Genomic DNA, 11618 nt, shown 5'->3' with positions numbered 1-11618 from the left:
GCCCTGGCTCACTCCGGCCTCGGCGCAGACCGCGGCGGTCGAGGTCCCGGCGTACCCGCGGTGCGCCAGGCACGTGACCGTCGCGTCGAGGAGGGCGCCGATCGTGCCCTCGCGTCGCTGCGCCTGGGTACGCCGCGGGGTGGAGGTCACACCCCGGAGTGTGCCATAAAAAGTGAGCGCTCGCTATCTAAGTTGGATCAGTCCTTGATTTCGCAGATGACCGCGCCATTGGTGACGGTGGCGCCGACCTCGGCGGTCAGGCCGCTGACGGTGCCGGCCTTGTGGGCCTTGAGCGGCTGCTCCATCTTCATCGCCTCCATGACGACGATGGTGTCGCCCTCGGCGACCTCCTGGCCCTCCTCGACGACGACCTTGACGATCGTGCCCTGCATCGGCGAGGTGACCGAGTCGCCGGAGGCAGCGGCGCCGGCCTTCTTCGCCGAGCGCTTCGCCTTCTTCGCGCCACCCGCGGCAGCGCCGCCGGCGACCGCGAGCCCGCCGAGACCGGCCGGGAGGACGACCTCGAGCCGGCGGCCGCCGACCTCGACGGTGACCGTCTGCCGCTCGCCGGCCTCGTCGGCCTCGGCCGAGTCGCCGGAGTAGGGCTCGATCCGGTTGTCGAACTCGGTCTCGATCCACTGCGTGTAGACGGTGAACTCGCCCTCGCCGGACGGCGTCGACGCACCGACGTACGCCGGGTCGGAGACGACCGCGCGGTGGAACGGGATGACGGTCGGCATGCCGTCGACGACGAACTCGTCGAGCGCGCGGCGCGAGCGCTCGAGCGCCTGGGTGCGGTCGCGGCCGGTGACGATGAGCTTGGCGATGAGGGAGTCGAACGAGCCCGGGATGGTCTCGCCCTGGTCGTAGCCGCCGTCGAGGCGCACGCCGGGCCCGGCCGGCGGGTGCCACTTCGTGAGGGTGCCGGGAGCGGGCATGAAGTTGCGGCCGCCGTCCTCGGCGTTGATGCGGTACTCGATGGAGTGGCCGCGGATCTCGGGGTCGTCGTAGCCGAGCTCCTCGCCGGCCGCGATGCGGAACATCTCCCGGACCAGGTCGATGCCGGTGACCTCCTCGGAGACGCAGTGCTCGACCTGGAGGCGGGTGTTCACCTCGAGGAAGGAGATCGTGCCGTCCTGGGCGACGAGGAACTCGCAGGTCCCGGCGCCGTAGTAGCCGGCCTCCTTGAGGATGCGCTTGGAGGACTCGTAGAGCTCGTCGAGCTGCTCCTGGCTCAGGAACGGCGCGGGGGCCTCCTCGACGAGCTTCTGGTTGCGGCGCTGCAGCGAGCAGTCGCGCGTCGAGACGACCACGACGTTGCCGTGCTGGTCGGCCAGGCACTGGGTCTCGACGTGGCGCGGCTTGTCGAGGAACTTCTCGACCAGGCACTCGCCCCGACCGAAAGCGGTGACGGCCTCGCGGACCGCCGACTCGTAGGCGTCGGGGATCTCCTCGAGCGTGCGGGCGACCTTGAGGCCACGCCCGCCGCCGCCGAAGACCGCCTTGATGGCCACCGGCAGCCCGTTGGCCTTGGCGAACTCGACGACCTCGTCGGCGTCCTTGACGGGGTCCTTGGTGCCGGGCGCCAGCGGCGCCTTGGCCTTGTCGGCGATGTGCTTGGCCTTGGCCTTGTCGCCCAGGGCCTCGATCGCGGCGGGCGGCGGGCCGATCCAGATCAGCCCGGCGTCGATGACGGCCTGGGCGAAGTCGGCGTTCTCGGCGAGGAAGCCGTAGCCGGGGTGGACGGAGTCGGCACCCGTGTCGGTCGCGATCTTGATGATCTTGGCGATGTCGAGGTACGACTCGGCCGGGGTCGCGCCCCCGAGGGAGTGCGCCTCGTCCGCGAGGCGGACGAACAGCGCGTCACGGTCGGGGTCGGCGTAGACCGCGACGGAGCCGATGCCGGCGTCCTTGCAGGCGCGGATGACGCGGACGGCGATCTCGCCGCGGTTGGCGATCAGGACCTTCTTCAAGCTCACGCTGGACTCCTGGGCGGTGACACTGGGCGGGGGGCCGGACGGACCGATGTGCGTACCGCTCGGCAGGCTACCGCGAGCGGAGGATGGCGCGACCGACAGCCTGATGCAACGGACGTACGACGCGCCCGTAGGCGATGCCGACTGTGACGGACGCCACGAGCGCGAGCCACTGGTGGCCGGCGTCCTCGAGAGCGGGGTAGACCTGCCAGTGCGTCAGGTAGACGTAGAGGCTGGCCCCGGCGAGGACGCCTGCGGCACGGGCGAGCCACTGTGGCAGCCGGACGTGCGGCACCCACAGCATCAGCAGGAACCCGCCCAGCACGATCGCCTCGCGGTGCACCTGCCCGAAGTAGCCGATGGTCAGCGCGGCGGCCAGCCCGGTGACCAGCAGCCGCCGCCGGGTGGTGGTGGCCCGGGCCCCGGCCCAGCCGAGGACGAAGAAGAACGCGACGACCAGCGTGGTGTAGCGCTGAGTGGGGCCGGCGCGCAGGCCCACCTCGGCGAAGCGCGCGAGGGCGGCCACGGCGAGGACGGCGAGCGCGAAGCGGAACGGCGTACGCCGCTCGAGCCGGTGGAGCGCCGGCAGGCAGGTGAGCGCCAGCGCGGCGGCGGTGATCCACACCAGCGACTCCAGGAACCACAGCTGCCACTGGTCGTCCCACTCCGTGCCGTTGACCAGCTCGCGGACGAACAACGCCGTGGTGAGGTCGTAGCTGCCGAGGAGGAGCGCGACGCCGCCGACCCACAGCACGGACGGCACGACCAGCTGTGCGAGCCCGGACAGGCCGTGCCGCAGGCGGGTGCGGGCGTCACCGGCCGCCGAGAGCTGGAAGCGGGCGAAGTTGAAGCCGGCGAGGGCGAGGAGCAGGTGGGCCCCGCCCTCGAGGCCCACTAGGTCGACGTGGCTGGCGACGACGAAGAGGATCGCCAGGGCGCGCAGCGCCACCGTCGTGTCCAGCCGCGCCCGTCGGCGTCGCGGGGGGACCTCGACGGCCGCTGCGCCCGCGCGGAGGTGCTCGAGCTCGCCGACCGTGCGGGTGTGCCAGCCGGTCGGCAGGCCGGCGGGGAAGTGGTCCGCGAGCCGGGTGGCGAGCTCGACGTAGGACAGCGAGTCGCCGCCGAGGTCGACGAACGAGTCGTCGTCGCCCGCGTCGGGTCGCCCGAGCACCCGCACGAAGTCCGCGCGCACGGAGCCGGTCGCGGCGGCCCCGTCGCGGGTGCCCTCCTCCAGCTCGGCGAGCTCGGCCAGCGCGCCGAGCGCGACGTAGTCGGGCTTGCCGGTGGCGGTGACGGGCGGCTGGGCGACGACGGTGACCCGGACCGCGTGGGCCGGTACGCCGCAGTGGCTGGTCGCGAGCCCGCGAGCTGCGGCGCCGCCGCGACCGTGGGTGAGGAACACGTGCACGGCGCGGTCGGTGGCGACGACGCGGGCATGGCGGTCGACGGTGGCGCGGAGGGTGTGCTCGACCGCGTCGAGGTCGATGCGCAGCCCGAACACCTTGCCGTAGCGGTTGCGTCGCCCGACCACCTCGAACAGCCCGTCGACGCAGCGGGCGAGGTCACCGGTGCGCAGCTCCGGTGTCTGCGCGCCGAGCGCGAGGTCGGCCGGCCGCTCGGCGTAGCCGAGCATGACGTTCGGGCCGGAGTAGACGAGCTCGCCGACACCGGGCCGGTCGTCGGCGGTCTCGTCGAGCCGCAGGTGGCCGCCGGGGATCGCGCGGCCGATCGCCGCCGGGTGGTCCTCGGCGAGCGCGGGAGGCAGCCAGGCCATCCGCGCGGTGGCCTCGGTGGCGCCGTACATCACCACGAGGTCCCACCCGCGACTGCGGCCGAACCGGCTCCAGCGGCGTACGGCGTCGGGGTCGAGGCGGCCGCCCGCCTGGGTCACCTGGCGCAGCGTCGGCAGGTCGCGCGCCTCGAAGCCGCTGGTGGCGAGCAGGTCGAAGGTGTGGGGGACGCCCGCGAAGCTGGTCGCGCCGGTGCGGGCGAACAGGTCCCAGAAGCACTCGTCGACGACGCTCAGTCCGGTCAGCACGACGCTCGCGCCGGCGACCAGGTGCGAGTGGAGCACCGACAGGCCGTAGCAGTAGTGCAGCGGCAGCGTGGTGATCGCACGGTCGGCCGGCGTCAGGTCGAGGTAGGTCGCGATGGCGGCGGCGTTGCTCGCCACGTTGTCGCGGGACAGCCGGACCAGCTTGGGCGAGCCCGTGGTGCCGGAGGTGCTGAGCAGCAGCGCCAGGTCGGGGTGGAGGTCATGGGTGGTCGCGTCGCGCCGCACGTCGTCGTCCGCCCCGGTCGTGCACACGATGTCGGGGTCGTAGGCGGCCACCATGGACGCGCGCTGGGCCTCCCTGCCGTCGGGCACGACGAGCGCGACGTGCCCGTGCTGCAGGGCGGCGAGGTAGGCCACCAGCGAGTCGAGGGTGTTGCCGCCCTCGACGAGCACGAGCCGGCGCGCCGGACCCCAGGCTGCCGCGCGGTCGGCGACCCGGCGGGCGAGGTCGGCGTGGGAGACCTCGGTGCCGTCGGCCACGACGGCGGTGGCGTCGCCGAAGCCCGCGTGCTCGAGGACAGGGCGGGTGGGGGCCGGGCGGGTGGGGATGAGCGTCACGGCGAGCCGCCGGGACGGTAGGCCCGGACCAGTCCGGTCACCCGGAGGTGCACGGTGTCGCCGGGCGCGGGGTGGAGGACGCCGGCCATCCGGGCGAGGACCGGGGTGCCGTCGCCGAGGCGGACCTGCACCGCGCAGTCGTGGCCGTAGTAGCTGACCTCCTCGACCTCGCCGCGGACGCCCTCTTCGCGCGCGAGGTCGACGTAGACCTGCTCAGGCCGGATCATCAGCGACACGGGACCGGTGGCCGGCTCGGTCAGCACGACCTCGCCCAGGGCGCACGTGGCGTGAGCCTCCGTCGCGGTGCCGGGCAGCACGACGGCGCGACCGACGAACTCGGCGACCTGCGGGTCGCTGGGGGAGAGGTAGACCTCGCTGGGCGGGGCCGACTGGACGAGCCGCCCGGCGCGCATCACCGCGACCTGGTCAGCGAGGGAGAGGGCCTCGTTCTGGTCGTGCGTGACGAGCAGGGCGGTGGTGTTGGTGGCCTCCAGCGCCCGTCGTACGGCGCGCGACGTGCTGCCGCGCAGGCTGGCGTCGAGGGAGGAGAACGGCTCGTCGAGCAGCACGACAGCAGGCTGGGGCGCGAGCGAGCGGGCCAGGGCCACGCGCTGCTGCTGGCCGCCGGAGAGCTCGTCGGGGCGGCGGTGGCGGAAGTCGGCGGGGAGCTCGACGAGGTCCAGCATCTCGGCCACCCGGTCGCCGCCGGTCGTCGCGCGCGCCTGCTTGGGCAGGCCGAAGGCGATGTTGGCGGCGACGTCGAGGTGCGGGAAGAGCGCGCCCTCCTGCGGGACGTAGCCGACCCGGCGCGCCTGCGGCGGCGTCGACCGGACGCCGTCGCCGGCGACCACGGTGTCGCCGAACGCGATGGTGCCGGACTCCGGCACGAGGAAGCCGGCGATGAGCCGCAGCAGGGTGGTCTTGCCGCAGCCGGAGGGGCCGAGGACGGTCGTGAAGGAGCCGTGCGGGACGGCGAGGGTGACGTCGTCCACCGCGCGGGTCGCACCGAACGACTTGGTGACGCCGGTGATGGTCAGCGAGCTCATGCTGGGACACTTTCCGTCTGGGTGGCTGGCGAGTCGGAGCGCATCAGCAGCACCGTGGCGGGGATCGACACCAGCACGAGCAGCAGCGCGTAGGGCGCGGCGGCGCCGTAGCGCAGCTCGGAGGAGGCCGACCAGAACTCGGTGGCGAGGGTGCGGGTGCCGATCGGGGAGAGCATGAGCGTGGCGGTGAGCTCGGTGGAGATGGCGAGGAAGACCAGGGCCGCGCCGGCGCCGAGGCTCGGCGCGATCAGCGGCAGGGTCACCCGGCGGGCCGTGGCCAGCGGGCCGACGCCGAGGCTGTGCGAGACGTCGTCGAGCACGGCGGGCGCCTGCTCCAGCCCGGCACGCACGGTCACCACGGCCCTCGGCAGGAAGAGGATGGCGTACGCCGCCACCAGCAGCGCCGCGGTCTGGTAGACGACCGGCACCAGCCGCAGTGACGCCACGACCAGCGCGAGGCCGACGACGATGCCGGGCAGGGCGTTGGCGACGTAGGTGCTGCGCTCGATGACCGTGCTGGCAAGCCCGCGGTGGCGCACCGCCAGCCACACGACCGGGACGGCGGCGAGCGTGGTGACGACGGCGCCGGCGACGGCGAGCACGACGGTCGCGACGAGGGCCTCGGTCAGCTCGGCCATCGGGAACTCGGTCGAGGTGCCGACCACCAGCCAGCGCACGAGCGACAGGGCCGGCACACCGAGCGCGAGCACGACGACGCCGCCGACGGCCGCCAGCATCGGGACCCTCCAGCGACCGAGCTCGAGCGGGACGGACGCGCGGGCGGCGCCGCGGCCGAGGCGGGCGTAGCGGCGGTCACCGCGCAGCCGCAGCTCGGCGAGCAGGAGGAGCAGGCAGAGCAGGACGAGCACGCCGGCCATCGCGGTGGCGGCGGCGCCGTTGAAGGTCGAGCCGTACTGGTCGTAGATCGCGGTGGTGAAGGTCGGAAAGCGCAGCAGCGACAACGCGCCGAACTCGGCGAGCAGGTGCAGCCCCACCAGGAGCGCGCCACCGAGCAGGGCCGGTCGCAGCTGCGGCAGCACGACCGTGCGGAAGGTCCGGGCGCGGGAGTGGCCGAGCGACCAGGCCGACTCCTCCAAGGCGGGGTCGAGGCGGCGCAGCATCGCCACGACGGGGAGGTAGACCAGGGGGTAGTAGGACAGGGTGACCACGCCGAACGCGCCGGCGAAGCCGTGCACGCTGCGGTCGAGGGACACCCAGGCGTAGCCGTTGACGAAGGCCGGCACGGCGAGCGGCGCGACGAGCAGCCCGTGCCACAGCCGGCGACCGGGGAGGTCGGTGCGCTCGACGAGCACGGCCAGTGCGACGCCGAGGGCGGCGGTGGCGGCCATGCAGGCGGCGGCCAGGGTGACGGTGTTGCGGAGCAGCTCGCCGATCCGGGGCCGGGCCAGCAGGTGCCAGAGGTCGACCGGTCCGATGATCACCACGTAGGCGGCCACGTAGGCCAGCGGCACCAGCGCCAGGACGGCGACGACCGCCCCCGCCGCGAGCAGCAGGGGCGGCGTCCGGCGCCCTGCCCCGGTCGATGCCATGGTCAGAGGAGACCGGCCTCGGTCATCAGGTTGGTGACCTGCGGCCCGTTGAGCCCGGCCACGTCGACCTCCGGCGGCTCCAGCTCGTCGAAAGGCTTCACGTCGGGGTTGAGGCTGGCGTCGGGGTTGAGCGGGTACTCGAGGGCGTAGGACTCCGCCATCGCCTGCTGCGCCTCGGTGCCGGTCAGCCAGGTGACGAACTCCTCGGCCGCCTCCTGGTGCTCGCTGCTGGCGAGGATGCCGGCGCCGGAGATGCTGAGGAACGCGCCCGGGTCCTGGTCGCCGAAGAAGTGCAGCGCCGAGCTGTCGGAGTCGGTGCCGTTCTCCTCGCGGTCGCGGTACCAGTAGTAGTGGTAGGCGATGCCGGCGTCGACCTCGCCGGAGTCGACGGACTGCATGACGACGAGGTTGTTCTGCACGATGACGCCGTTCTCCTTCAGGCCCGCCAGCCAGTCGGCGGTGGCCTGCTCGCCCTCGAGCGCGAGGACCGCGGAGACGATGGCCTGGAAGTCGGCGCCCGTCGGGGAGAACGCCACGCGTCCCTTCCACTCGGGCTCCGCGAAGTCGAGGATCGAGGCGGGCATGTCGGCCTCGGTCATCGAGTCGGTGTTGTACATCGCGACGGTCGAGCGGGCGAGGAAGCCGGTCCACGTGCGGGCGGAGGGGACGTACTGGTCCGGGATCGACGCGGTCGCCGCCTCGGGGAGCTCGGCGAACAGCCCCTCGTTGTCGACGATGCTCATCGCCGGCGAGTTCTCGGTGAGGAACACGTCGGCGGGGGAGTCCGCGCCCTCCTCGACGATCTGGTTGGCCATCTCGAGGTCCTTGCCGTGGCGCAGCTCGACGTCGAGGCCGGACTCCTCCTCGAACAGCGGGACCAGCTCGTCGAGGAGCTGCTCGTGCTGGGCGTTGTAGACGACCAGGTCGGGGGACCCGAAGATGCCGCACGCGGAGAGCGTCGATGCGGCGAGGAGGGTGCTGGCGAGTACGACGCCGGCGCGCGCGGCGCCACGGCGGGGGGAGGTCGTCACGGGGGGTGCCTCACTTGTCCGGAACTTTGCTTAGGCTCGCCTAACTGTAGACCGGCCGGAGCGGCGGCGAGGAATCGCGTCCGGCCCTCGGGGTTAGCGAACGCTAACCTCCGGCGCTACCCTGCAGGCATGACCTTCGAGCTGTCCCCCGAGCACGAGCAGTTCCGCCGCAGCGTCCGCGACTTCGCCGAGGCCGAGATCGCGCCGCACGCCGCCCAGTGGGACCGCGACCACCACTTCCCGACCGACGTCGTGCAGAAGATGGGAGCGCTCGGCCTGATGGGGCTCACCGCCCCCGAGGAGTTCGGCGGCGCCGGGATGGCCGGCGAGGACGGCGGCTTCACGTCGCTGTGCCTGGCGATCGAGGAGATCGGTCGCGTCGACCAGTCGATGGGCATCACGCTCGAGGCCGCGGTCGGGCTCGGCATCAACCCGATCCTCACCTTCGGCACCGACGAGCAGAAGAAGACCTGGCTGCCCGCCCTCGTCGCTGGTGAGCAGCTCGCCGGGTTCGGCCTGACCGAGCCGGGCGCGGGCTCCGACGCCGGGGCGACGAAGACGAAGGCGGTGCTGGAGAACGGCGAGTGGGTCGTCAACGGCGCGAAGCAGTTCATCACCAACTCCGGCTCCTCGATCACCTCGCTGGTCACGGTGACCGCGCGCACCGGCGAGCGTGCCGACGGGCGCCCGGAGATCTCCACGATCATCGTCCCCTCGGACACGCCCGGCTTCACCGCCGAGAAGGCCTACGACAAGCTCGGCTGGCACGCCTCCGACACCCACCCGCTGTCCTTCTCCGACGCGCGGGTCCCCGAGGGCAACCTGCTCGGCGAGCGCGGCCGCGGCTACGCCCAGTTCCTCGCCACCCTCGACGACGGCCGGGTCGCCATCGCCGCCCTCGCCGTCGGCTGCATCCAGGCGTGCCTGGACATGTCGCTCCAGTACGCCGGCGAGCGCCAGACCTTCGGCGGCCCGATCGGCCGCAAGCAGGGCCTCGCCTTCCAGGTGTCCGACCTGCAGGTGATGCTCGACGCCTCACGCCTGCTGACCTACAAGGCCGCCGCGATGAAGGACGCGATGGACGCCGGCTCGTCGTCGGTGTCGATGGGCGCGTTCAAGCAGGCCGCCGCCGTGGCCAAGCTCTACGCCACCGAGTCGGCCGTCACCGCGACCCGCATCGCGACCCAGGTCTTCGGCGGCTACGGCTTCATGGAGGAGTACCCCGTCGTGCGGTTCTACCGCGACGCCAAGGTGCTCGAGATCGGGGAGGGCACCTCCGAGGTGCAGCGGATGCTGATCGCGCGGGGTCTCGGCCTGCCGGTCGAGTGACGCCATCTCCGTCGTACGACGGATCCGCCGCACGGCGGCGCTGACTACCCTCACCTCGTGTCCACCCTGAGCCAGCGCGTGCTCGACGTCCTCGGCGTCGACGACCCATGGGAGCGTCCGCGCCCCGCCGTGGGGCGCCAGGACGTCGTCTGGGCCGTCTCGATCGCGGCGCTCGGGCTGCTGAGCCTCGAGCTGGTGCGCAGCGGCGGCGGGCTGGAGCACACCGACGCCCCGGTGTGGAGCCAGTGGCTGGTCGTGGTGTCCGGCGCGGCGCTGCTCGTCGGGAGGCGGCGCTGGCCGCTCGTCGTGGCGATCCTCGCCGCGGCCCACATGTTCGTCTCCGGCGTCGCCATGCCGGAGGTGATGGGCCAGCTGCCCAGCCAGATCGTCTACTTCGTCGCGATCCTCTCGGGCGTCTCGTGGGCGCGCGACCGCCGGGCGATGACGATCGTGGTCGGCGCGATCCTGCTGTTCATGTTCGCCTGGCTGAGCTGGCAGTTCGCGCTCGGCTCGGCCGTGCAGGAGTGGTACGACGACCTCGGCGAGGGTGAGCAGGAAGGGTTCTTCCCGGCGATCCCGGCCGCCATCGCGCTCACGATGCTCATCAACGCCGTCTACTTCGGCGGCGCCGTCGTGGGAGGCGTGGTGGCGTGGCGCTCGGCGCGCCAGCGCGACCACCTCGCCGGCCAGGCCGCCACCATCGCCCGCCAGGCCGAGCGGCTGCGGGAGCAGGCGGTCATGGACGAGCGGCTCCGGATCGCACGTGAGCTCCACGACGTCGTGGCCCACCACGTCTCCGCGATGGGCATCCAGGCCGGTGCCGCCCGGCGGGTGCTCGACCGCGACCCCGACGCCGCGCGGAGCGCACTGGCCCACGTCGAGGAGGCCTCGCGCGACGCCGTCACCCAGATGCGCCGGCTGCTCGGCACCCTGCGCGAGGGCGAGCAGGCGGCTGCGGAGGCCCGGACCACCGAGGCCGGCGTGGGTGACCTGCCGCGGCTGGTCGCCGACGCGTCCCGCGACGGGCTCGCCGTCACGCTCGACGTCGTCGAGACGCATCCCGACGCCGCCAGCCGGGTGCCTCGCGGTGTCGGCCTCGCGGTCTACCGCACCGTGCAGGAGGCGCTGACCAACGTGCGTCGGCACTCCACCGCCGACACCGTCTCGGTGGTGGTGCGGGTCGACGAGGCGCACGCCACGCCGTACGCCGAGGTCGAGGTCGTCGACAACGGCCGGCCCCGGCGTGGCACCTCCGGGAGCGGGCTGGGGCAGCTCGGCATCCGCGAGCGGGCCGCCACCCACGACGGCCAGGTGGACATCGGCCCCCGCGTCACCGGGGGCTACCGGGTGCGCGTGCGCTACCCGCTGGGGGCCGCGTCGTGACCGACCCGCTCCGGGTGCTCCTCGTCGACGACCACGCCATGGTGCGGTCCGGCTTCGCGATGGTCCTGTCCGTGGAGGACGACATCGAGGTGGTCGGCGAGGCCGCCGACGGCCTGCAAGCGATCGAACGCGCCCGCGAGTCGCGCCCCGACGTGGTGCTGATGGACGTGCAGATGCCGCGGATGGACGGCATCGAGGCCACCCGCCACCTCGTCGCCGACGACCTCGGGCACGTGGTGATCGTGACGACCTTCGACCGCGACGACTACCTCTTCGACGCCCTCCGGGCCGGCGCCAGCGGCTTCCTGCTGAAGAACGCCGGCCCGGAGCAGCTCCTCGACGCCGTCCGCGCCGCCGGGCGCGGCCACGCGCTCCTCGCCCCGGAGGTCACCCGCCGGGTGATCGGCCGGATGGCGGGCCGGGAGGCGGCGCCCGAGCGGTCAGAGCCCTCGGCCCTCGCCGGCCTGACCGCACGCGAGCGCGAGGTCCTCGTGCTGCTCGGCCGCGGGCTCTCCAACGGCGAGATCGCCGCGGAGCTGGTGCTGGGGGAGGCCACGGTGAAGACGCACGTGTCCAACGTGCTCGCCAAGCTGCACCTGCGCGACCGCGTGCAGGCAGTGATCTACGCCTACGAGGCCGGCCTCATCCTCCCGACGGAGGACTGAGGCCCGGCGTCGCGCCTCCACCCC

9 protein-coding genes are annotated in these 11618 nt (G+C 73.2%); 3 read left to right on the top strand and 6 right to left on the bottom strand.

Features of this window, described 5'->3' with window-relative positions; genetic code table 11:
* From Q9S36_RS51700 to Q9S36_RS40190, 6 genes are all read right to left on the bottom strand, one after another.
* A partial coding sequence (locus Q9S36_RS51700; protein WP_396653941.1) for a TetR/AcrR family transcriptional regulator occupies window positions 1-150 on the bottom strand: 150 nt, incomplete at its 3' end.
* A 47-nt stretch (window positions 151-197) separates the two neighbouring features.
* A complete protein-coding gene (locus Q9S36_RS40210; protein ID WP_396653940.1) occupies window positions 198-1973 on the bottom strand; it encodes an acetyl/propionyl/methylcrotonyl-CoA carboxylase subunit alpha in 1776 nt (591 codons plus the stop codon).
* Between the two features lie 73 nt (window positions 1974-2046).
* Complete coding sequence (locus tag Q9S36_RS40205; protein ID WP_311290352.1) at window positions 2047-4590, bottom strand: AMP-binding protein; 2544 nt, start codon at window positions 4588-4590, stop codon at window positions 2047-2049.
* Window positions 4587-5636: an ABC transporter ATP-binding protein gene (locus Q9S36_RS40200; RefSeq protein WP_311290351.1), complete on the bottom strand. Its 1050-nt coding sequence runs from the start codon at window positions 5634-5636 to the stop codon at window positions 4587-4589. Before Q9S36_RS40200 ends, Q9S36_RS40205 begins: the two co-directional genes overlap by 4 nt.
* A complete protein-coding gene (locus Q9S36_RS40195) occupies window positions 5633-7186 on the bottom strand; it encodes an iron ABC transporter permease (RefSeq protein ID WP_311290350.1) in 1554 nt (517 codons plus the stop codon). Before Q9S36_RS40195 ends, Q9S36_RS40200 begins: the two co-directional genes overlap by 4 nt.
* Before the next feature lie 2 nt (window positions 7187-7188).
* The gene (locus Q9S36_RS40190) at window positions 7189-8217 is read right to left on the bottom strand and encodes an iron ABC transporter substrate-binding protein (RefSeq protein ID WP_311290349.1); all 1029 of its coding nucleotides are present in this window, start codon (window positions 8215-8217) and stop codon (window positions 7189-7191) included.
* 129 nt (window positions 8218-8346) lie between these two features.
* Between Q9S36_RS40190 and Q9S36_RS40185 the strand changes: the two genes are divergently transcribed.
* Genes Q9S36_RS40185 through Q9S36_RS40175 form a run of 3 tightly spaced genes read left to right on the top strand, consistent with a single transcriptional unit; the run spans window position 8347 to window position 11594 of the window.
* Window positions 8347-9546, top strand: coding sequence for an acyl-CoA dehydrogenase family protein (locus Q9S36_RS40185; protein ID WP_311290348.1), 1200 nt, complete (start codon window positions 8347-8349; stop codon window positions 9544-9546).
* Between the two features lie 57 nt (window positions 9547-9603).
* Window positions 9604-10929, top strand: a complete 1326-nt coding sequence (locus tag Q9S36_RS40180; RefSeq protein WP_311290347.1) for a sensor histidine kinase — start codon at window positions 9604-9606, stop codon at window positions 10927-10929.
* Entirely contained in the window at window positions 10926-11594 is a 669-nt protein-coding gene (locus tag Q9S36_RS40175) for a response regulator transcription factor (protein WP_311290346.1), read from the top strand. The genes Q9S36_RS40180 and Q9S36_RS40175 overlap by 4 nt, the downstream gene beginning before the upstream one ends.
* Window positions 11595-11618: the final 24 nt, after the last annotated feature.

The organism is Microbacterium sp. ARD31, assembly GCF_031844425.1.
Note: the sequence above shows the minus strand (reverse complement) of the source record. Positions and strands in the feature narration are given on the sequence as shown.

What these genes read in the sequence shown, in the direction of transcription:
- Q9S36_RS40200 (WP_311290351.1), bottom strand. Translation starts at nt 5,636, where the DNA reads ATGAGCTCGCTGACCATCACCGGCGTCACCAAGTCGTTCGGTGCGACC.
- Q9S36_RS40195 (WP_311290350.1), bottom strand. Translation starts at nt 7,186, where the DNA reads ATGGCATCGACCGGGGCAGGGCGCCGGACGCCGCCCCTGCTGCTCGCG.
- Q9S36_RS40185 (WP_311290348.1), top strand. Translation starts at nt 8,347, where the DNA reads ATGACCTTCGAGCTGTCCCCCGAGCACGAGCAGTTCCGCCGCAGCGTC.